At 70.0% G+C, this 21,264-nt stretch carries 18 protein-coding genes; 8 read left to right on the top strand and 10 right to left on the bottom strand.

What is annotated here, in order from left to right; all coding sequences use genetic code 11:
• Positions 1–20: 20 nt before the first annotated feature.
• Positions 21–4,031 (bottom strand): molybdopterin-dependent oxidoreductase, encoded by a 4,011-nt coding sequence (locus ACQEVG_RS13335; protein ID WP_432985330.1) that lies wholly within the window; start codon positions 4,029–4,031, stop codon positions 21–23.
• 682 nt (positions 4,032–4,713) lie between these two features.
• Between ACQEVG_RS13335 and ACQEVG_RS13330 the strand changes: the two genes are divergently transcribed.
• A complete protein-coding gene (locus tag ACQEVG_RS13330; protein WP_432981869.1) occupies positions 4,714–5,190 on the top strand; it encodes a Rieske (2Fe-2S) protein in 477 nt (158 codons plus the stop codon).
• Here ACQEVG_RS13330 and ACQEVG_RS13325 read toward each other — a convergent pair.
• Entirely contained in the window at positions 5,177–5,827 is a 651-nt protein-coding gene (locus ACQEVG_RS13325; RefSeq protein ID WP_432981866.1) for an isochorismatase family protein, read from the bottom strand. The genes ACQEVG_RS13330 and ACQEVG_RS13325 overlap by 14 nt on opposite strands.
• A 125-nt stretch (positions 5,828–5,952) precedes the next feature.
• Here ACQEVG_RS13325 and ACQEVG_RS13320 point away from each other — a divergent pair, with 125 nt between their 5' ends.
• Positions 5,953–6,420 (top strand): pyridoxamine 5'-phosphate oxidase family protein, encoded by a 468-nt coding sequence (locus ACQEVG_RS13320; protein WP_432981863.1) that lies wholly within the window; start codon positions 5,953–5,955, stop codon positions 6,418–6,420.
• A gap of 57 nt (positions 6,421–6,477) precedes the next feature.
• On the opposite strand, the gene ACQEVG_RS13315 is transcribed toward ACQEVG_RS13320, so the two are convergent.
• Positions 6,478–7,407 (bottom strand): LysR family transcriptional regulator, encoded by a 930-nt coding sequence (locus ACQEVG_RS13315; RefSeq protein ID WP_432981860.1) that lies wholly within the window; start codon positions 7,405–7,407, stop codon positions 6,478–6,480.
• A gap of 38 nt (positions 7,408–7,445) precedes the next feature.
• On the opposite strand from ACQEVG_RS13315, the gene ACQEVG_RS13310 reads away from it, so the two are divergent.
• The gene (locus tag ACQEVG_RS13310; protein WP_432981857.1) at positions 7,446–8,459 is read left to right on the top strand and encodes a DMT family transporter; all 1,014 of its coding nucleotides are present in this window, start codon (positions 7,446–7,448) and stop codon (positions 8,457–8,459) included.
• Here ACQEVG_RS13310 and ACQEVG_RS13305 read toward each other — a convergent pair.
• Positions 8,450–9,781, bottom strand: a complete 1,332-nt coding sequence (locus tag ACQEVG_RS13305; protein WP_432981854.1) for an aminotransferase class I/II-fold pyridoxal phosphate-dependent enzyme — start codon at positions 9,779–9,781, stop codon at positions 8,450–8,452. The two genes, ACQEVG_RS13310 and ACQEVG_RS13305, sit on opposite strands and share 10 nt — an antisense overlap.
• Positions 9,782–9,816: 35 nt before the next feature.
• On the opposite strand from ACQEVG_RS13305, the gene ACQEVG_RS13300 reads away from it, so the two are divergent.
• Positions 9,817–10,473: a pyridoxamine 5'-phosphate oxidase family protein gene (locus tag ACQEVG_RS13300; RefSeq protein WP_432981851.1), complete on the top strand. Its 657-nt coding sequence runs from the start codon at positions 9,817–9,819 to the stop codon at positions 10,471–10,473.
• Between the two features lie 75 nt (positions 10,474–10,548).
• Here the strand turns inward: ACQEVG_RS13300 and ACQEVG_RS13295 are convergent, their stop codons facing one another.
• From ACQEVG_RS13295 to ACQEVG_RS13285, 3 genes are all read right to left on the bottom strand, one after another.
• On the bottom strand, positions 10,549–11,484 hold the full coding sequence (locus tag ACQEVG_RS13295; protein ID WP_432981848.1) for a DMT family transporter: 936 nt from the start codon (positions 11,482–11,484) through the stop codon (positions 10,549–10,551).
• A gap of 162 nt (positions 11,485–11,646) precedes the next feature.
• Positions 11,647–12,684, bottom strand: coding sequence for an EamA family transporter (locus tag ACQEVG_RS13290; protein WP_432981845.1), 1,038 nt, complete (start codon positions 12,682–12,684; stop codon positions 11,647–11,649).
• 31 nt (positions 12,685–12,715) lie between these two features.
• Entirely contained in the window at positions 12,716–13,273 is a 558-nt protein-coding gene (locus ACQEVG_RS13285; RefSeq protein WP_432981842.1) for a Clp protease N-terminal domain-containing protein, read from the bottom strand.
• Positions 13,274–13,516: 243 nt separating this feature from the next.
• On the opposite strand from ACQEVG_RS13285, the gene ACQEVG_RS13280 reads away from it, so the two are divergent.
• On the top strand, positions 13,517–13,945 hold the full coding sequence (locus ACQEVG_RS13280; protein WP_432981839.1) for a type II toxin-antitoxin system Rv0910 family toxin: 429 nt from the start codon (positions 13,517–13,519) through the stop codon (positions 13,943–13,945).
• 101 nt (positions 13,946–14,046) lie between these two features.
• Here the strand turns inward: ACQEVG_RS13280 and ACQEVG_RS13275 are convergent, their stop codons facing one another.
• The gene (locus ACQEVG_RS13275; protein ID WP_432981836.1) at positions 14,047–14,637 is read right to left on the bottom strand and encodes a PadR family transcriptional regulator; all 591 of its coding nucleotides are present in this window, start codon (positions 14,635–14,637) and stop codon (positions 14,047–14,049) included.
• Between the two features lie 138 nt (positions 14,638–14,775).
• On the opposite strand from ACQEVG_RS13275, the gene ACQEVG_RS13270 reads away from it, so the two are divergent.
• Complete coding sequence (locus ACQEVG_RS13270) at positions 14,776–15,597, top strand: PhzF family phenazine biosynthesis protein (RefSeq protein WP_432981832.1); 822 nt, start codon at positions 14,776–14,778, stop codon at positions 15,595–15,597.
• A gap of 89 nt (positions 15,598–15,686) precedes the next feature.
• Here ACQEVG_RS13270 and ACQEVG_RS13265 read toward each other — a convergent pair whose 3' ends face one another.
• Positions 15,687–16,439: a CPBP family intramembrane glutamic endopeptidase gene (locus tag ACQEVG_RS13265; RefSeq protein ID WP_432981829.1), complete on the bottom strand. Its 753-nt coding sequence runs from the start codon at positions 16,437–16,439 to the stop codon at positions 15,687–15,689.
• Positions 16,440–16,650: 211 nt separating this feature from the next.
• Here ACQEVG_RS13265 and ACQEVG_RS13260 point away from each other — a divergent pair, with 211 nt between their 5' ends.
• A complete protein-coding gene (locus ACQEVG_RS13260; RefSeq protein ID WP_432981826.1) occupies positions 16,651–18,438 on the top strand; it encodes a substrate-binding domain-containing protein in 1,788 nt (595 codons plus the stop codon).
• Between the two features lie 3 nt (positions 18,439–18,441).
• Here the strand turns inward: ACQEVG_RS13260 and ACQEVG_RS13255 are convergent, their stop codons facing one another.
• Entirely contained in the window at positions 18,442–19,986 is a 1,545-nt protein-coding gene (locus tag ACQEVG_RS13255; RefSeq protein ID WP_432981823.1) for a glutamate-cysteine ligase family protein, read from the bottom strand.
• Between the two features lie 485 nt (positions 19,987–20,471).
• On the opposite strand from ACQEVG_RS13255, the gene ACQEVG_RS13250 reads away from it, so the two are divergent.
• Positions 20,472–21,059 (top strand): hypothetical protein, encoded by a 588-nt coding sequence (locus tag ACQEVG_RS13250; RefSeq protein ID WP_432981820.1) that lies wholly within the window; start codon positions 20,472–20,474, stop codon positions 21,057–21,059.
• Positions 21,060–21,264 lie beyond the last annotated feature (205 nt).

Raw genomic sequence — 21,264 nt, 5'->3', positions numbered from 1 at the left:
TCCTGTTTCACCAACGCGCATCAATAGACGTCGCGGACATACCGCTTGTCGGCGGCGAGCTGCTTGATGTACAGAGCCGCTCCGTCCTCGTCGAGACCGCCGTGGGTGACGGCGATGTCGCGCAGCGCCTGGTCGACGTCCTTGGCCATCCTCGCGGCATCGCCGCAGACGTAGAAGTGTGCGCCGTCCTGGAGCCAGGACCAGAGCTGGGGACCGTGTTCGCGCATCCGGTCCTGGACGTAGATCTTGGCGCGCTGATCGCGCGAGAAGGCGGTGTCGAGGCGGGTGAGGGTGCCGTCGGCGAGGAAGGCGGTCAGCTCGTCCTCGTAGTAGAAGTCGGTGGCGCGGTGCTGTTCGCCGAAGAAGAGCCAGCTGAGGGCTCGGTGGCCACGGGCCCGGCGTTCCTGGAGGAAGCCGATGAAGGGAGCCACTCCGGTCCCGGGGCCGACCATCACCATCGGCGTGTCGGCGTCTGCCGGAGGCCGGAAGTGCGGGGAGCGCTGGACGAAGACCGGAACCGGGGTGTCAGCCGCGGCGTCGGCGAGGAACGGCGAGCACACGCCCTTGCGGGGGTGGCCGTTCAGGTTCTCGTACCGGACGACGGAGACCGTCAGTGACACCTGGTGGGGGTCGATGAGCGGGCTGGATGATATCGAGTACAGGCGGGGCTGCAGGCGCTTGAGGACACCGGCCCACTCCTGCGGTGTGGCGCGCACGGGGTGCTCGGTGATGACGTCGACGGCCTGACGCCCCCAGGACCACCGGGCGAGCTCGCCCTTGTTGTCGGGGCGCAGCAGCTTCTTCAAGTCGCGGTCGCCGGAGCGCTCGGTGATGAATCCCAGCAGAGCCGGGGTGAGCCGGGTGATGTCCAGGTGCTGGTGCAGGGCGTCGGTCAGGGGAATCTCGCCGATGCCGGTGACGTCGACAGCGGCGGCAGGGTCGAGACCGGTCACGGCCAGCCATTCGGTGACGAGGTCGGGGCAGTTGACGGGGTGCACGCCGAGAGCGTCGCCGGCGTCGTAGACAAGCGGAGTCTCGCTGTCGCGAGTGTCGAACGTGAAACGGCGGACCTCCTTGCCCGCGCCGGACAGGCTGAGGAGCCGGTTGCCGGTCAGCCGGGCGGCGGCCGGGGCCGGCTTGGCGCTGCGGACTGGTACGGCAGCCGGGGCAGGGGCTGCACCGGTCGCCGGCTGGGCGGTGAGATTGGCGAGCACCTGGTCGAGCCACGCACGGGCCGAGGGCTCGTAGTCCGGTTCGCAGTCGGTGCGCGGGGCCAGGCGTACGGCTCCGAGCTCGTCCAGACGCGCGTCCAGGCGTCGGCCGTGGCCGCAGAAGTCGTTGTACGAGGAGTCCCCGAAGGCCAGGACCGCGTACCGCCTGCCGTCCATGCGCGGGATGTCGGCAGCGGTCAGGGCGTCCCAGAATCCGGATCCGTTGTCGGGTGCGTCGCCGTCACCGAAGGTGCTGGTGATCAACAGCAGATCGGCGGCGGGAGGGAGAGACCGGAGGTCCGCGTCGTCCATGCCGACGAGCGCAGCACGGTGTCCAGTTGCGGTGAGTCGGTCGGCGGTGGCCGCCGCGAACTCCTCCGCATTGCCCGTCTGCGAGGCCCACAGCACTACCACCTGACGGTCTTGGGAAGTGGCGTGGGCCGTCGGTGCCCCTGTGGTCTGCGGGGCACGCGAGTACATGCCGGCGAGCACACCGTTCACCCACCGCGCGTGTTCCTCGCGGAACGGCGCACCGGGCGGCAGCACGGGAACACCGGGCGCGCCGGATTCAAGTCCGGCGAGGAAGCCGACCAGGTATTGGCGTTCATGCTCGGCGAGAACAGGCGGTGGCGTGTCCCCCAGCCCGAAGACCGAGGCCGTGCTGGGCTGGACGGCGGTCGGCACGAGCGCGGCCGGCTCCTCGGCGGGGGCGGCAACGGGCGCCGGAGCCACAGCCACCGGAGTGGCGACCTTCGCCAGCGTCACCGCGCACACCTTGAACTCCGGCTGGAAAGAGATCGGGTCCACGGCGTCGCTCGTCACGGCGTTGATACTCAGGTACTCGCCGAACAGGTCGTTCCAGTGGAACGGCGCGAAGCAGCACCCCGGCCGCACCCGGTCCGTCACCACGGCCGGCAGCACGGCCCGGCCGCGCCGGGACGCCACCTCCACCGAGTCGCCCTCCCCGATCCCCAGCCGTTCGGCGTCCTCCGGATGGAGCTCGACAAACGGCGCCGGATTGAGCTTGTTGAGCTTGGCCACCTTGCCGGTCTTGGTGAGGGTGTGCCACTGGTGCTGGAGCCGGCCGGTGTTGAGGACGAACGGAAAGTCGTCGTCGGGCATCTCCGCGGCCGGAATGTGCGGACGGGCGAAGAAGACGGCCCGTCCGCTCGCCGTCGGGAATACCGGACCGCCGTCCTCGGCCAGATAGCGGATCGGGTTGCGGTCCGGGCCGTCGACGGACGCGGCGGGCCACTGCACGGGCGTGGCGCGCAGCCTCTCGTACGTCACACCGCGCAGGTCGTAGCCGGTCTTCGGGTTCGCGGCGCGCTTGATCTCCTCGAAGATCTCCTCGGCGCTGTCGTAGGAGAAGGCGTGCTCGTATCCCATCTCGCAGGCGATACGCGCGATGATCTGCCAGTCCGCGAGCGCCTGCCCCGGCGGGTCCACGGCCGGCTGAGCGAGGGTGAGACTGCGCTCGCTGTTGATCATTACGCCCTCGGTCTCGGTCCACAGGGCACCGGGCAGTGCGACGTCGGCGTAGGCGTTGGTCTCGGTGTCGGCGAACACATCCTGGGTGATGACGAGTTCGGCCGTCTCCAGCGCCTCGATGACGGTCTTGCGGTTGGCGACCGAGGCGACAGGGTTGGTGCAGATGATCCAGCATGCCTTGATCTCGCCCTCGGCCATGCGCTGGAACATCTCGACGGTGCCCTTGCCGGATCCGTCCTTGCGTACGGTGCCGGGCTCGAGGCCCCACAACTCCTCGACGAAGGCGCGGTCCTCGTCGACCAGCACCGACCGCTGTCCGGGCAGTCCGGGGCCCATGTAGCCCATCTCGCGGCCGCCCATGGCGTTGGGCTGGCCGGTGAGCGAGAACGGGCCGCTGCCCGGGCGGCATATCGCGCCGGTCGCCAGGTGCAGATTGATCAGGGCGTTGGTGTTCCAGGTGCCATGGGTGGACTGGTTGAGCCCCATGGTCCAGCAGCTCATCCACTCCCCGGCTTCGCCGATCCACTCCGCCGCCCGGCGAATGTCAACCTCCGGGATTCCCGTGATCTCGGCGACGGTCGCAGGCGGGTAGTCGGCCAGGAATTCAGGCATCGCCTCCCATCCATCGGTGTGCTCCGTCATGAAGCCGGCGTTCGTGTGACCGTTCTCGTACAGGAGGTGCAGCAGGCCGTTGAGCAGCGCGAGGTCCGTTCCGGGCTTGATCTGCAGGAAGAGACCGGCCTTGTCCGCGGTGGCACTGCGCCGCGGGTCGACGACGATCAGCTTCGCTCCCGCCTTCACTCGCTCCATCAGTCGCAGGAACAGGATCGGATGGCAGTCGGCCATGTTGGAGCCGATGACGAAGAAGACGTCCGCCTTCTCGAAGTCCTGGTAGGAGCCGGGCGGGCCGTCGGCACCTAGAGAGAGCTTGTAGCCGCTGCCCGCGCTCGCCATGCACAGCCGGGAGTTGGACTCGATCTGGTTGGTGCGCACGAAGCCCTTGGCCAGCTTGTTCGCCAGGTACTGCGCCTCCAGGCTCATCTGCCCGGACACGTAGAACGCGAAGGCGTCGGGCCCATGCTCGTCGATGATGGTCCGCAGTCTCTGCGCCGTGCTGGTGATCGCCTCGTCCACACTCGCGGGTATGGGCTCAGCCCCGCGATCGTTGCGCACGAGTGCGGTGGTCAGCCGGCCGGGGGCAGCGAGCATGTCGGCCGTTGTCGCGCCCTTGGTGCACAGCCGGCCGAAGTTGGCCGGGTGTGCCTTGTCGCCCGATGCCTTGAGCACCTTGCGCCGGCCGTCGGCGCCGGACGCGATGTCGAGGACCATCCCGCAGCCCACACCGCAGTACGAGCAGACCGTCCGAACCCGGGCGCTACCGGTCCGCGACTCCTGTGTGGTCACCGGGTGGCCCCTCTGTGGATCGGATCGTCCCCCCGACGGTACGAAATGCCCGTTACGCCTATGTGACCCCGGCCGATCATGGGCGGTAACGCCCGTCACACACCCGCTGGACCAGCACTGTGAGATCGAGCAGAATCGTGCATGTGCCAGGAAAAACTGCCCGTGCTCTCGCAAGTACCATGCATTTGCGCCACGCGGGATGCATCTGTGGATCGGGAAGCCGAAGGACCGCAATCGCGTGCTCGGCCGGTTCGCCGCACTGGTGGCCGTCCGCGCCGCCCGCCACGGCCGCCCGCTGAGCCCCGACGACCCGCCTGGCCCGACCGAACTCGGAGCCGGCACTCCGGACAGCCGGCTGGCATCTGACGGAGTACGACGACGTCGAGGCCCACTTCCTGGCCCCGGCGGTCCTGGCCCGCTGACGGGCCGCACGGCTGGGGAGAATCCTCGTCGTTCGGGGAGGACCGGGCGAGCAGTCTCCTGCGCCACGAGATCCGCTTCCTAAGAATTCCCTGAGGACATGAGCTCTTTGCTCCGTCGGCGCGTACAACCCTAGGAACCGGCCACTGGAGGGTCGGCCAGGGACCGTGAGAGCAAGGGAGCCAGCATGACCGGATCGCAGGGACCGTCGCGGACCGTCACACGCCGCACCGTCGTCGCCGCGGTGGGCGGAGCCGGTCTGGCCGCCGTCGCCCTGACCGCGTGCGGCAGCTCGGACGACGGCGGGCAGTCGGTGGCGGACAAGTCACCAGGCGCAACCGGCGGTACAACAGGCGGCACAACGGGCGGCGGCGCAGCCGCAGGCAAGGAGGTCGCCAAGACCGCGGACATCCCCGAGGGCGGCGGCAAGGTCATCGGCGATGTCGTGGTCACACAGCCGAAGCCGGGCGAGTTCAAGGCGTTCTCGTCCAAGTGCACGCACCAGGGCTGCGCGGTGAAGGGCATCTCGGACGGCGTCATCAACTGCCCGTGTCACAACAGCCAGTTCAGTGTGGAGGACGGCAGCGTCAAGAAGGGGCCCGCGACCTCTCCGCTGCCGCCCGCCTCGATCACTGTCGACGGCGGATCGATCAGGCTCGCGTAGTACGGCGGGGCCGTTTCCAGACCGCCAGCACATCGTCGGTCGTGGCGATCGTCGCGACCAGGGCGAGCGTGTTGCGGACCATCGCGGGGGTGTAGTCGGCCGGCACCCCCGCGATGGCGTCATGCGGAACCACCGCCGTATAGCCGAGGTTGACCGCGTCGAAGACGGCGTTGGGGATGGCGACGTTCGCCGAGACCCCGGTGATGACGAGCGTGCGGCAGCCCAGGTTGCGCAGCAGCGCGTCGACGTCCGTGCCGGAGATGGGCGACAGACCGTGCAGCCGCCGTACGACGATGTCCTCGTCCCCGACCTCGATCGGTGGCGCGATCCGTACGGCGCTCGTGCCGCAGAGCTGCTGGACGGGGAGCCGGGCGGCCGCCGTGAAGAGGCGGGCGTTGTGGTTGGCGCCGCGTCCGTCGGGACGCCGCTCGGCCACCGCGTGCATGACCTGCACATCCGCCTCATGTGCGGCCGCGACCAGCCGGGCGGCCTTGTGCAGCGCGCCGGATGACCGTGCCTGCGCTGCGAGTTCGGGCAGCGCGCTGTCCGTGCCGACAACGCCCTGCTGGCACTCGACGGTGAGCAGCACCGTGGTGGCCGGGTCGAGCTGCGCCGCGAGCTGTTCGAAGGACGGCACGACGTCCCCTCTCGTCCGGAAGCACGGGCGAAGCGCCGGGCGCGTGACAGTAACCGCCATTGCGTGATGACGGAAGAGCCCCCATGATTCCTGACACACAGTCAGCTTCACGGAGGGGGCCGCGTATGGCCGTCACACAGCGCCGGGGCCGTCGCATCATGATGACGCCCGCCGAGCTGGACGAATTCCTGACCCAGCAGCGCACCTGCCGCGTGGCCACCGTCTCCTCGGACGGCCACCCGCATGTCAGCGCGCTGTGGTTCGCATGGGACGGCACGTCGCTGTGGCTGTACTCGATCACGCCCAGCCGCCGCTGGGCTCAGCTGCGGCGGGATCCACGGCTGGCGGTGGTGATCGATGCCGGGGAGGAGTACGGGGACCTGCGCGGCGTCGAGCTCTCCGGCATGGCGGTGTTCGTGGGCGAGTCACCGCGCACGGGGCAGCCGTGCCCGGAACTGGACGTGCCGGAGGCCCTGTTCGCGCGGAAGAACTTCGGCCTGGACGAGATGCCCCACGACGGCAGACATGCGTGGCTACGGCTGACGCCGGACGCGATTGCGTCGTGGGACTTCAGAAAACTGGCGTCCCTGTGACGCGCCGGATGGCGGCCCGGCTGCGGTCCCGGCCAGTTCTGTGAGGGCCGTGTGACGTCAGGCGGTCCGACCGGCCGGCGGGTTCGGCCCCTCCCGCCCCGCCGCCCGGCGCAGCGCCGCGGCCGACGCCCTGATCGACGGGCGGCGGTCGGCGTCCGTCCGCCACACCGCGTAGATGTGCCTGCGCATCAGCTGCCGTACCGGTACGAGCCGCACCCCCTCGGGCACCCACGCTCGTCCCAGCCTGGGTGTGACACACACGCCGAGCCCCGCCTCGATGAGCGCCAGCTGTGTGTGGTGCTCCTCCGCCATGTGCGCGATCCGCGGCTCGAAGCCCTTCGAACGCAGCGTGAACATGAGCCACTCGTAACAGAATTCGCCTTCCGGCCAGGACACCCAGTCGTCGTCGGCGAACTCCTCCAGATCCACCTCCGCCCGGCCCGCCAGCGGATGATCCGCCGGCATCGCGACATCGGGGATGTCGTCGAGCAGATGAGCCTGCGCGAGCCCGCCGGGCACGGGCAGCTTCTTGTTGCTCCAGTCGAGTACGACCGCGAGGTCGAGGTCGCCCCTGATCACTTCTCTGATCGCCTGCTCGGGCTCCAACTCGCGTGAACGGACGCGCAGTTCGGGGTGGTCGGCGCGCAAGGACGTCAGCGTCGCGGGCAGCAGTCCGCGGGCGGCGGTCGGAAAGGCTCCGATCCTGACCTCGCCGACGACCTGCCCACGCTGCGCCTCGATGTCCGACTGGGCGAGCTCGACCTGGGACAGGATGCGCGCGGCATGATCGGCGAGCAGCTGACCGGCGTCGGTGAGCCGGACCCCGCGTCCGTTCTTCGCCAGCAGCTGCTGGCCCACCTCCCGCTCCAGCTTCGCCATCTGCTGGGAGACGGCAGAGGTCGTCACATGCAGCCCGTCCGCCGCCCCGCTGACCGAGCCGTGGCGGGCCAGCGCATCCAGTGTCCGCAGGCGCTCCAGATTCAACATGTAAGCGATGCTAATCGAAGGGAGTAAATAATTCTCGCTTGTCCTACGAGATCGGACCGGCCAGGGTGGACGGCATGAGCACCGTCGCCCCCTCCCGGGCTTCCTCCTCGGCCGCCACCTCCCCCACCGCCGCGCCCTCCGATTCCGGACGCCGCCGGCTCGACTGGCGCATCCGCTTCGCGCTGCTTTCCACGGTGTGGGGCTTCAGCTTTCTGCTCATCAAGGTCGGCACAGGTGGCTTCGCCCCCTTTCAGGTCACCTTCGGCCGGCTCTTCTTCGGGACAGCGGTGCTCGCCGTCGTGATGCTGGTGCGGCGCGACCGGCTGCCGCGCGGGGTCCGCACCTGGATGCATCTCGCCGTGGCCGCGTTTCTGCTCAACGCGCTGCCGTTCTCGCTGTTCGCCCACTCCGAGCTGACGATCCCCTCCACGCTCGCCGGCATCTGCAACGCCACCTCGCCGCTGTGGGGCATGGTCCTGTCCCTGGTGGCGCTCTCGGAGGACCGGCCCACCCGCCGCCGGGTCGCCGGACTCGGCATCGGCTTCCTGGGCGTGCTGACCGTGCTCGGCGCCTGGCAGGGCTTCTCCGGACTCGACTTCGGCGGCACGGCGATGGCGCTGCTCGCCTCGCTGAGCTATCCCGTCGGCTGGATCTATGTCCGCCGCACCCTGGCCGGCAGCAGCCACTCCCACCTCTCGCTGACGGGGGCTCAGCTGCTGCTCGCCACGGTCCAACTTGCCGTGGTCACACCGCTGTTCACTGCCCTGCCGACGTCGTTCCCGCTGCTCCCGCTGCTGGCGGTGGTCGCGCTCGGCGCGCTGGGTACGGGGTTCGCGCTCCTCATGCAGTACGGCCTGGTCGCCGAGGTCGGCCCGACGACCGCGCAGATGGTCACGTACTTCATTCCGGTCATCGCCACGGCCGCGGGTGTCACGGTCCTGGACGAGCAGCTCGGCTGGAACACCCCGGTGGGCGCGCTGATCGTCCTGGCGGGCGCGGCCCTGACCCAGAGCAGGCCGAAGGCACCCGCGTTCACCGCCGCTCAGCCGTAGCTGCGCGCGGGCCCCGGCCCGGCCGCGGCCGCCACCGCGTCGGCGACCGGCCCGATGTCGTCCATCGTCAGGTCCGAGACGGTGAGCCGGACGCCCGGTGGCGCGGACATCCGGAACCGCGCCCCGGGCGCGACCGCAAACCCTGCGTGCAGCAGCCGCGCCACGGCGCCGGTCTCGTCGGCAACGGGCACCCAGACATTCATGCCGCTGCGGCCGTGCGCCTCGATACCGCGCTCGGCCAGTGCCCGTACAAGCGCGTCGCGCCGTTCTCCGTACGAGCGCGCCACCACCGGCGGATCCACCGCGCCCGAGATCCACAGCTGTACGACCGCGCGCTGCAGCAGCCTGCTGACCCAGCCGGGACCGAGACGCTGCCGCCCCATGACGCGGTCGACGGTGACGGCGTCACCGGTCAGTACGGCGACGCGCAGATCGGGGCCGTACGCCTTGGCCGTGGAGCGCACGAACGCCCAGCTGTCCGTGACCCCGGCCAGTGGGTGCAGCGGCAGATCGACGATGGCGTGTCCGTGGTCGTCCTCGATGAGCAAGGTCCGAGGGAACCGGGCGAGCACGGCACGCAGTTCACGCGCGCGTGCCTGGCTCACCGCGGCGCCGGTGGGGTTCTGCGCCCGGTCGGTGACGATGAATGCGCGGGCCCCGCCCGCGAGCGCCCTTTCCACTTCGCTCGCCAGCGGCCCGTCGTCGTCGAGCGCCACGGCCACGGGCTTCAGCCCCAGCGCGGGCACCAGGTCCAGCAGGCTGCCCCAGCCGGGGTCCTCGACGGCGACCGTGTCACCGGGCTTGAGATGCGCGGCGAGCACGCGCTCGATCGCGTCCAGCGATCCGGAGGTGACGGCGACCGGCCCGTCGGGCACGCCGTCGGCGTCCATTCCTGCGCGGGCGAGCCGGGCGAAGTCCGCGTCGACGGGAGCCTGGCCGTACAGACCGGGTTCTTGCGCATTGCGCCGGGCCGCTGCGGCGAGCGCGTCGTGCAGCGGCGGCAGCAGCGCGGGGTCGGGGTTCCCCTCGCCGAGGTCCCGTACGCCGGGCGGTGCCTCGACCCGGATGGTCCCGCGCGCGGTACTGGCCGGCCGCGGGCGCACCCGGCTGCCCTTGCGTCCGGCGGTGTCGATCACTCCACGCTCGCGCAGGGTCCGGTACGCGGACGCGACGGTGTTCGGGTTGACGCCCAGTTCGGTGGCCAACTCTCGCATGGGGGGCAGTAGCTGGCCCGGTTCCAGCTCACCGGCGCCGACCGCGCGCTCGACGCTGGCGGCAATCTCCGATGCGCGACGTCCAATAATCCGATACTCTCCTAGCACAAACGAGATTATGCACTAGTGCAATGGAGTACGCAATGCCGGACGCTTACGAGCCGACCGAACGCACCGTCCCCACACGTGCGAAGGAACGCGCCGCGTACGACCGCGAGCTGGTCCACTCCATACTCGACGAGGCGTACGTCTGCCACCTCGGCTTCGTCCGCGACGGCGCGCCGGTCGTCCTGCCGACGCTGTTCGCCCGCGTCGACGACCACCTGTACGTCCACGGCTCGACGGGCTCCCGCCCCCTGCGTATGGCGGCCGAACCGGACCCGGGCCTCGCGGTCTGCCTGACGGTCACCCACGTCGACGGTCTGGTCCTGGCGCGCTCGGCCTTCCACCACTCGATCAACTACCGTTCGGTCGTGGTTCACGGCACGGCTCACCAGGTCACCGACCCGACCGAAAAGCGCACGGCTCTCGACGCCCTGGTGGACCACGTGGTCCCGGGCCGCTCCCGCGACTCCCGCCCCGCCAACGCGAAGGAACTCGCGGCGACGGCGGTCCTGCGCCTGAACCTCACGGAGGTCTCGGCCAAGCTCCGCACCGGCGGCCCGAACGACGACCCCGAGGACGCGACGCTCCCGTACTGGACGGGAGTGGTCCCGCTGACGATCCACCAGGGGACCCCGGTCCCCGCGCTCGAGCTGGGCGCGTCGATCACAGTCCCGGAATATCTGCGGGCCGGCTGAGGGAGATCAATCCGGCGAGCAGCAAGGGGAGGTGGGGCAAGCCCGCCGCAGGCGGCCTTGCCCCGTACCCCGCCACTACCTCCGCGTCTCCGCCGCCGCCAACCCTCCAACGGCTCCCAGCAGCAGCAAAGTCCCCCCGACCGTCGCCCCGGTCACCCGCTCCCCCAGCGCCGTCACCGCGATCACCGCCGCGCTCACCGGCTCGAGCAGCATGATCACCGAGACCGTCGCGGCCCGCACCACCGCCGCTCCCGCGAAGTACAGGGCGTACGCCAGCGCCGTCGGCACCGCCGCCACATACGCCAGCAGCCAGACCACACGCCCCAGTTCCGCCGTGTGCGGCAGCAGCCCTTCGGCGAGAGCCATCGGCAGCAGTCCCACCGCGCCGATCGCGAACGCCCACGCCGTCGTGGCGAGCGCGTCGCCACCGCCGTCCCGCCCCAGCCACCGTGTCAGCAACGTGATCGCCGCGTACCCGGTCGCCGAAACCAGGGCGAGCGCGACGCCGAGCGGCCGTACCGTCCCGCCCTCACCGCCCAGTACGAGGACGAAGAGACCGGCCAGCGCCCCGGTGACGGCCACCACGCCGCCCCGCCCGAGCCGCTCCCCCATCAACAGGCGCGCGCCCACCGCGATGAGCACGGGCCCCGCGCCCAGCGTGACGACCGTGCCCACCGCAAGCCCGGTCGCCTGGACGGCGGCGAAGTACGCGCTCTGGAAGAGGGTGAGCCCGAGGCCCGTGGCGAGAATCCGCAGCAGCCGACGTCGCCGTGGCTCGGCCGAAACCGCGCCGGCCGTACGCCGCGCCCGCACCGCCAGCGCACCCAGCAGCAGCACAAGTCCCCCGGCGCAGCGCCAGAACGACAGCGCGAGAGGGCCGAGATCGCTCACTTCGAAGACCAGCGAGGCAGCCGCGCCCGCGGTCCCCCACGCGACTCCGGCGAAGATCAGATAGATGAGGCTCCGCCCGACGGACACACCGACGGCAGGAGCGCAGGAAAGATTCGACACGTGACTTCTCCGTGTGAAGAACGGGATGGATGATCGCTCGGCTCCGTCACGCGGGCAGCGACGAACCGCTCGGGAACACCCCGAGCCCGGTCTTCGTCAGAGAAGGGCCGCCCGCGCTAAGCGGCAGGCGGCGGAAGTACGGTCAAATGCATGATGGTCAACCTAAGGGGCGACTTGCGGTGCCGACAACTCTCCACCGGCCACGCCACCACCGGTGACGCCGTCCACGGTCACCCCGTCCTCGACGGCCGCGGACTGACCCGGCCCGCCCCCCGCCACGGGCCCCGACGCAGCCTTCGGCGCCTGTGACTGCGCGATGAACGCCCCGACCAGCACCACCGCACCACCCAGAATCTGCGGCGCCGACAGATGCTCCCGCAGCAGCACCCACGCCAGCACCGTCGCGATCACCGCCTCCAGGCACGCGACCACACCCGCCACCTGCGGCGAGAGCCTGCGCACCGAGACGACTCCGGTGACATACGCGAGCACCGTGGCGATCAGCACGATCCAGCCGAGCAGCAGCGCCGCCGGCACCTGGGTGCCGCCCATGTCCGCGCTCCCGCCGAGCAGCGAGAAGTCCATGCCCCACGGCCGCGCCAGCAGCGTCAGCACCACCGCGCCGATGAGGAGTCCGTACGCGATCACGCCCAGCGGATCCGCCGCGTCGTCGCCGTCCCCGCCGTGGTCGGACAGGACGAAGTAGCCGACCTGGCAGCACGCCGCGGCGAGCGCGAGCAGCACACCGAAGGCGTCGAAGCCGAGCCCCGACCACACTTCGACGACGCACGCGAGACCGGCGACCGCGAGTACCACTCCGAGAGCCGCGGCACGGGTGACCGGCCTGCGCTGCACGAAGCGGACCCAGCCGAGCACCAGCGCGGGGGCGAGATATTCGATGAGCAGCGCGACGCCGACGGGAATCCGGGAGATCGCCGCGAAGTAGCAGGCCTGCACGCCCGCGACGGCGAGCAGCCCGAAGCCGGCGAGCAGCGCGGGCCTGCGCCGTACCAGGTCACGGTGGCGCCAGGCCACGGGCAGCATGACCAGCGCGGAGCCCGCCACGCGCAGCCAGACCACATGCAACGGGTCGAGACCCGCCTCGATCAGCGGCTTGGCCGCCACCCCTGATCCACCGAATGCGAAGGCCGAGCCCAGGGCGAGTCCCAGGCCGGCGCTCCTTCCCTGAGACGCGTGCATCGGCACATCATGTCAGCGCCGGTCAGGACCGTCACCCCTGTGACACATGTCGAGACAACGCGGCCAACCGCCCGGCCAGCAGTTCCACGTCAACTCCCGCCCGCCCGAGGACCTCCACGGCCCGGCATTCGCGGTCCGCGGCGATACCGGCGAGCAGATCGACGCCACCGGCCCGCGCCCCGCCGCGCAGCCCGGCGCGCTCGATGGCACTCTCCATCGCGACGACCGCCGACGGCGACCACCCCGGCACCTCCGCATGCCTGTCACGTACGGCGCTGCCCCGTACGCCAGGAACCGCGCCGGAGTGCTCCACCGAGCCCTGCCAGCGCAGCCCGTATCCGATGCTGCGCTGTACGAGATAGCCGAGCACCCGCGCCACCTGCGCCACGTCGCCGAGCGCGGTCCGCACCCCGGGGTCCGTCTCGATCAGCGAGTGCAGAAGATGTGCCGTGTCGATCTGGCGGTCACCGTCGCGCAGTGCCCTCCTGCGCGCAGCCGCGACCACCGACGCCAGCTCCACCGTGAGTTTGGCGTCGATCTCCGTGCGGGTTGCGGGCTGTTGAGGCACCCACGGGGTAGGGCTTTGCACGTCTTCCACCACATCAGCTTCCGGAGGCCCGGGCGTCCCCGCCGGGGCCCATTTGCGCATCCCACGGAGGTTGCGCACGTGCGACCGGTTTCTCCTCCTTGCGGATGAGATCGGGACAGTTCTCCCCGAGGCCCCCTCCCCCCGAGAGCCGTCGAGTAGAACTGACTGTTCATCAGTATTGAATGTTCGCGCAGGCCCGGCTACGTTCCGCGGCACCGAGACCCGACATGAAGGGGTGGTCGTATGGCCGAAGTCAGCGCCGAGGCCCGTATCGAGGCGCCGGCCGAGAAGGTCTGGGCCCAGCTCACGGACTTCACCAGCTACGGCCAGTGGAACGCCACCCACACCAGCTTCCCCAAGGGCGGACCGGCGACGCTGGAGCTCGGAACCACCTACGAGGAGAACATGAAGCTCATGGGCTTCCCCGCCGAAGTGGCCTGGACCGTGGACGAGTTCGAGTCGGGCCGGGTGCTGGGGATCAAGGGAAAGGGGCCGATGGGGGTCAGCGTCGGCAACCGCTACACCCTCACCCCGGACGGGGACGGCACGAAGGTGCGCATCGACGGGGAGTTCACCGGCGCCGCCGTGTCACTGATGGCCGGAAAGCTCAAGGACTCGGCGACCGCCGCGCTCAATGAGTCGCTGCGCAAGCTGGGTGGCCTCGTCGCCTGAGACCGCTGACACGGAAAGGGCCCCGCGCGGCTGCACGGGACCCTTCTCGCGCCACGACTCAGCATTCGTCGACAGCGTTCGTCGGCTCAGCGTTCGTCGACTCAGTGTTCGTCGGCGAGGATCAGATAGAGCTTCTTACGGGCTTCGTTGATCACGGCGACAGCCTTCTGCCGCTGCTCGGCGCTGCCGGTCTTCCAGACCTGGCCGAAGGCTTCCATCAGACCGAAACCGGCCTGCCGGATCTCATTGACCGTGTCCCAGTCGACTCCGCGCCCGACCTCTTCCCACGGGGCCTCGGGCCCCGATTCGGCCTCGGTGCGCCCCGAGTCGGTGAGCGTGAACAGCTTCTTGCCGCCCTCGCTCGCGCTGGTTATCAGACCTTCGTCCTCGAGCAACTGGAGCGTCGGATACACCGAGCCCGGGCTGGGCCGCCAGGCCCCTCCACTGCGCTCCCCGATCTCCTGGATCATCTCGTAACCGTGCATCGGACGGTCCTTCAGCAGCGCCAGGATCGAGGCGCGCACATCACCGCGCCGCGCCCTTCCCCGACCGCCGCCACGACCGCGTCCGCCACCGAAGGGCCCGCCGAACGGCGGTCCGAACGGACCGAATGCCCCCCGGCGCCCCTCGAAGTCGCCCCGACCCTGATGGCCGGGCCCGCAGTGCCCATGCCCCTGTCCATGTGAACGCATCGCTACGCTCCTTCCATCGTTGATCTGTCGCGATGCGTCAACGATATATCGGAACCTGTCGCCTGACAACACCCAATCGGTCCAGCGAGCCCGAATTGGCCTTGGCCTGCGGCTTTGTGCCGGCCCTACGGTCGCTCCATGCGGATTCGAATCGTCGACGCCTTCACCGACCGTCCCTTCAGCGGCAACCCCGCCGGAGTCCTGCTGCTGGACTCCGACCACTTCCCGGACGACTCCTGGCTCCAGCACGTGGCGACGGAGGTGAACCATGCGGAGACGGCCTTCGCCCACCCGCTCCCCGCCGGCGGCGCGGCCGACTGGGCGCTGCGCTGGTTCACCCCCGCCACCGAGGTCGACATGTGCGGCCACGCCACGCTGGCCAGCGCCCATGTCCTGCACACCACCGGCACCGCGAGCGGCACGGTGCGCTTCACCGCACGCTGCGGCATCCTGACCGCCACCGCCCACGAGGACGGCACCATCACCCTCGACTTCCCGACGTCCCCACTGACGGAGGTAGCGATCCCGGAAGGCATCAGCGAAGCGCTCGGCGCCGACGTGCTCTCGGCGCACGACACCGGCCCGCACATCGGCGATCTACTGGTCGAGCTCGCCGACGAGAAGGCCGTACGAGAGCTGACTCCGGACATCCGCGCTCTTGTGGACCACTCCGAGCGCGGCATCATCACCACGGCCGCCGCCGCCGATCCGGCCGGCGGCCACGACTTCGTATCGCGCTGCTTCTTCCCCCGGGTCGGCATCGACGAGGATCCGGTCACCGGCAGCGCGCACACGGCTCTCGCGCCGTTCTGGTCGGCCCGTCTCGGCCGCTCCGAACTGACCGGCCTGCAGGCCTCCGCCCGCTCCGGCCTGGTACGCACCTCCCTGCAGGGCGAGCGCACCCTGCTGACCGGTCACGCCGTGACCGTCATCGACGGCGAGCTGCTGACCGCACCCTGATCCGCACACACCAAGGGGCGTACGGCAACTGCCGTACGCCCCTTCAGCCCGCTCCCGTCGCTCTGCACTCGTTCTTCAGCCCGCCCCGCTCATGGCGTGGGCAGCCACTCCACCTTCCCGGCCAGCAGCGCATAGCCGACGAATGCCACGATGTCGAGCAGCGCATGCGCCGCCACCAGCGGCCCCACCCGCCCCCACCGCCGGTAGAGCAGCACAAAGACCACGCCCATCACCATGTTGCCGATGAGCCCGCCGATGCCCTGGTAGAGGTGGTACGAACCGCGCAGCACCGAGCTCGCCACCAGCGCCGCCATCGGCGTCCAGCCCAACTGCCCCAGCCTGCGCAGCAGATAGCCGACGACGATCACTTCCTCCACCACGGCGTTCTGGAGCGCCGAGAGGATCAGCACGGGGTACTTCCACCACACCTCGGGCAGCGCCTCCGGCACCACGGTGAGGTTGAACCCGGAAGCACGCGCCACCAGATAGAACGCGAGCCCGGCGCCGCCGATACCGGCCGCGACCAGCGCTCCACGCCCCAGATCACCCCATGGCCGGCTCCGGTCGAAACCGATCGACCGCAGCCCCACGCCCTCCCGCAGCAGCAGATGCGCGACGAGCAGCACAGGCACCAGGGCCGTCGCGATGTCGAACAGCTGCCAAGCGAGATCGAGCCAGGGCCGCCCGGGAGCGTACGACCCGTTCAGCGTCGCCGCCTGGTCCCTGAGCCCGCCCGGTTTCGTCAGCGACCCGACAAAGCTGATCAGCGCCGACACCGCGCTCGCACCCAGCGAGAGCGCGAGTACGAGCAGTGTCTCGGATCGCAAGATCCTTCGTGACATGCCCTCCTGGGGAAGAGAATCGGCCACGCGTCCCGCCTCCGCCTGCACACCTGCCTCCAGTTGAGTAATCCCGCCCTCATCCCCATCCTCGCCCCGCTAGGGTCTCGAATACAGGTGCGAAGATCGCGCGCGACAGGCCGGGGGACGAGCGCCATCGTGATGACGCGGTCCCCTTTTTCCTTGTTCGTCGTTCAAGGAGGGGCACCACCGCATGGGACGTCACAGCTTGCCCGACGACGAGGCGCCGGACGGCAGCAGGTCCGGTCCTCGTGTGCGCCGCCGCACGGTCGTCGTCGCCACGGTGCTCGTACTCGCAGTGGCTGCGGGGACGGGCGTCGCAGCGCGGAGCGGCCTTCTGTCCTTCGCGAAGTCGTGCGAGGGCTCGGCCGTACACCTGGACCTCGTCGCCTCGCCCGACATCGCCCCGTCCGTGCGCGAGATCGCCGACCGGGCCCGCAGGGAGAAAATCACCTCCGACGGCCAGTGCATGGACATCCGGGTCACCGCCCGCGAGAACCACCAGGTCGCGCGGGAGCTCGCCGAAGGCCGGGTCAAACCCGACTACGAGCTGTGGCTGCCCGACTCCGGGGTCTGGGCCGAGCGGGTCAAGGCACTCGGGGACGGCGTGCCCCTGACGCCGGCCGGCAATGTCGCGCTCTCCCCCGTCGTCCTGGCCGCGGTGCAGTCGGCGGGTACGACGCTCGGCTGGCCGGAGAAGACATACACCTGGGCAGAGTTGGCGGCGGCCGGTGGAGCGCAGGGCGCCGTGCGCCTCGGCGCCGCCGACCCCGCGCGCAGCACGACCGGGCTGCTGGCGCTCGCGAGCATCTCCCAGTCCGTGGCGACGGAGGGCCCGGACGCCGACACCAAGGTCGCGGCCACCGCCAAGCTGCTCTCGCAGCGGGTCTCCGCCGCGGACTCGCAGGTCGTACGCACCCTCGCGCCGGACGACTCCTCGAACGGCGATTCCCGGCGCAACCAGGCCGCGTTCCTCTCCGAGCAGGCCGCCTTCGCTCACAACTCCGCCGCCGACGGCGCGCGCGACCTCGAGCTCTTCTATCCCGAGGACGGCACACCGCAGCTGGACTATCCGTACAACCTGGTCGACGAGAGCGAGCTGAGCACCGACGAGGGGCGGGCCGCCACGCGCTTCCTGGTGCTGCTGGGTGAGGCGGAGTCCCAGCAGACTCTCAGGTCGCACGGCTTCCGTCTGGCCGGCGAGAAGGCCGCGGAGAGTTTTGTACACACGGCGGGCGGCCGCGACCCGCAGCCGTACGCCAACCAGGCCGCCGCCGGGGCCCCGTCGTCGGATGCCCTCCAGGAGACGCTCGGCATGTGGACCATCACCGTGCAGAGTGCCCGGCTGACCACGGTCGTCGATGTCTCGGGCTCGATGCAGTCGCCGGTGCCGGGCCGTGAACCCGACAGCCGGCTCGATGTCACCAAGGCCTCGCTGCTCCAGGCGCTCGACCAGTTCACGCCGGAGGACGAGATCGGACTGTGGGAGTTCGCCACCGGGCTCGACGGTGCGCACGACTACCGCAAGCTGGTGGCGACGGCCCGGCTCGGCGCCCGGGTGGACGGCGGTACCCAGCGGGCACGGCTCTCCAAGGCATTCAAGGCGCTCGCTGCCGTGCCGAACGGTTCGACCGGTCTGTACGACACGACGCTGGCGGCCTACAAGGAGGCCCGGGAGACCTACGTCAAGGGCAAGTTCAACGCCCTGGTCGTCCTCACCGACGGCTCGAACCAGGACCAGTTCAGCATCTCCCGCAGTGCGCTGATCTCCGAGCTCAGGACGCTCTCCGACACGGAGCGCCCGGTACCGCTGATCGCCATCGCGGTCGGGCCCGACGCGGACCGGAGGGAGGTCGACCAGATCGCCAGGGCAACGGGCGGCGCGGGCTACCAGGTCACCGACCCCGCCGAGATCCAGGCCGTGATCCTGAAGGCGATCATGGCGGTCGGGCAGACGGGACAACCCTCCGCCCAGAATTGAGTGTCAGAACTGAGCATCGGGGACGGCGCCCGAGCCCGGGGCCGAACCCGGGAAGCCCACCGGCCAGGTGTGCACCGGCTCCCCCTGATGCATCAGCTCGCTGTAGCGCCGGGTGGTGGCGGCCAGGGCGGCGTCCCGTTCCAGACCGGCCTCCAGGGCCCTGTGGAAGGTGTCGGCCTGCCACGAGGCCCCGTTCACCCGCCGCTTGCACCGCTCCTCGATGACGTTGAGGTAGTAGTCGCGGTCTGCGGGCTCGACGTGCCACGCGTCGAGCCCCGCTGCGGCCAGCGGCAGCAGTTCGTCCCGTACGAGCTTGACGGCGGGCACCCGAGAGATGCCGCCGGCCCGCCCCGGGCGCGGCCACTGGAGCTCGGCGTCGATGCCGTGACGACACGCGGTGTCGAAGTTGTCGGCCGCGGCGGCGAAGGGCAGCCTGCTCCACACCGGCCTGGCATCTTCGGCGAGAGCGCGCACCAGACCGTAGTAGAAGGCGGCGTTGGCGACCACATCGGTGACCGTGGGCCCGGCGGGCAGCACGCGGTTCTCCACCCGCAGATGGGGCACGCCGTCGACGACTCCGTACACCGGCCGGTTCCAGCGGTACACGGTGCCGTTGTGCAGAACGAGCTCCTGGAGCCCGGGGACGCCGCCGTCGTCGAGCACCCGCAGCGGGTCCTCCTCCTCGCCGCAGATCGGCAGCAGGGCCGGGAAGTAGCGCAGATTCTCCTCGAACAGGTCGTACGCGGAGTTCACCCACCGCTCGCCGAACCAGGTCCGCGGGCGCACGCCCTGGGCCTGGAGTTCCGGCGGCCGGGTGTCGGTGGCCTGCTGGAACAGCGGTGGCCTGGACTCTCGCCAGAGCTCCCTGCCGAACAGGAAGGGCGAGTTGGCGCCGACGGCGACCTGGACGGCGGCCACGGCCTGAGCGGCGTTCCACACGTCCGCGAACCGCGCGGGCGTCACCTGGAGGTGCAGCTGTACGGAGGTGCAGGCCGACTCAGGGGCAATCGACGCCGAGGTGCAGGTCAGCCGCTCCACACCGTCGATATCGAGCATGAACTCCTCGCCGCGGGCCGCGACAATCTGCTCGTTGAGCAGTGCGTACCTGTCGACGTCCGAAAGGTTCGCGGAGACCAGATCATGCTGGGCGAGCGTCGGAAGAATTCCGATCATCACGATCCCCGAGCCGATCTCGGCAGCTTTCCGGTGGGCATATCCGAGTCCGGTGCGCAACTCCTCTGCCAGCTGGTCGAGAACGCGCCCGCTCAGCCGGTGCGGAACGATATTTACTTCCAGGTTGAACATTCCGAGCTCGGTCTGGAAATCGCGGCTCGCGATACGTTCCAGAACCTCCGCATTCACCATCCGCGGCAGTCCGTCGGCGCCTGCGAGATTCAGCTCGATCTCAAGGCCCATGAGATTCCGGGGCCGGTCGAACCTCTTCTCGGCCAGCAGCCTCCCGAGTCCCGCGAGGCACTGCTGCAACTTCCTCCGGTACCTTTGCCGATCGGACAGGTCGAACCCGCCTGCCACGACCTTCTCCCCCATCGAAGCGTCCCTCCTCGAGTGGGCATCACGCAGCATCGGCCGCTCGCGTCACGGACGATAATGCCCACACGAGCTGATCTGTAACGCCCCACGGGCGGTCCGCTGCCGGTAGTGTGGTGACATTGGCCGAGTGGCACATTCACTCGGCATGATGCAGTGCGCAGTTACCATTGCCCGATGCCTGGTGAAAAATGCCGACGCGTTTCAGCCTACCGCGCCTCCGGTAAAATCCCAGGCCGGGGCCTTGCGGCCATGAAGAAATCGGCAGAAACTCCGCATCAGGGGGACCTGATATCGCATTACCGGAAATACGCACGAGCGCTAGCAGAAACACTGCGAGAACACGTGTCGTATAAACTTTGCTTACGAGGCAGAGAGTTGGCGCCCGGTGGCCTTTCCGGCCCCCTCTGGCCCCCAAACGCTGACAGTGCCGTCCGCACCTCCCCCTTGCATCAACGTGTCTCCGAAGTGAGAGGCGACCCATCATGCCGCTGCATGTCCCCCCGGCTCCCGCGCCCGCCCTGCGTTGCGTCCTCGCGGCACTCGGCTCTCCCACGGCCGTCCACGAGGCCCGCACCCCCGCTCTCCGGTCCGTCCAGGGACCTCTGAGCCCCGAACTGCCCCTCCCTGTCCATGTACTGGATCAGATCGTGCCGAGCAGCACCACCCCGTACACCCGCCTGACGGGCTGGCGCTTCCTGATCCGCAACGGCGAACGCGCCGTGGCAGCGGCGGAGACCGTGCTCACCCCCGACGGCTGGACCTTCTCGCACTTCTTCGAAGGCCCCTACCTCAGCTCCACCGAACGGGCGCTTCGCCAGGCCGAGTCGATGAGAACCCACTTCCAGCCACGGCTGCTGTCTATCCCCGAGCTCTACATGCTCACCCTCTGGCTGCACGGCGACACGGACGCCGATGCCTCGGCCGGCACCCCCCGGCCGACGGACGTACTGGTGCCGCTCGCGCCCGCGCCGCCGGGCATCGCCGCGCACCATCCGCACCGGGTCGCCGATCTGCTGCCGGTGATGACCCTGCGGCTCGCACCGGCCCGGCTGCTCGGCTCACCCGCCTGAGGGGCGCGCCCCTCGAACCTTCTTCGCGCCCGCCTCGAGCGCTGCTCGCGCCCCGTGACCCTCCGGTCGCGGGGCGCACTCCTGCCTCAGGTGGACTAGCCCGTAACGGCCACAGCGAACCACCCAGAAGGACAATGAAGTTGAGCTGAACCGTCCGCGCGGGTGATACGTCATTAACCAGTAAGTAGAGCTGCCGCGAAATCCC

This window comes from Streptomyces sp. CA-135486, assembly GCF_050936555.1.
GTDB lineage: Bacteria > Actinomycetota > Actinomycetes > Streptomycetales > Streptomycetaceae > Streptomyces.
This window is presented reverse-complemented; position numbering and strand designations above follow the sequence as displayed.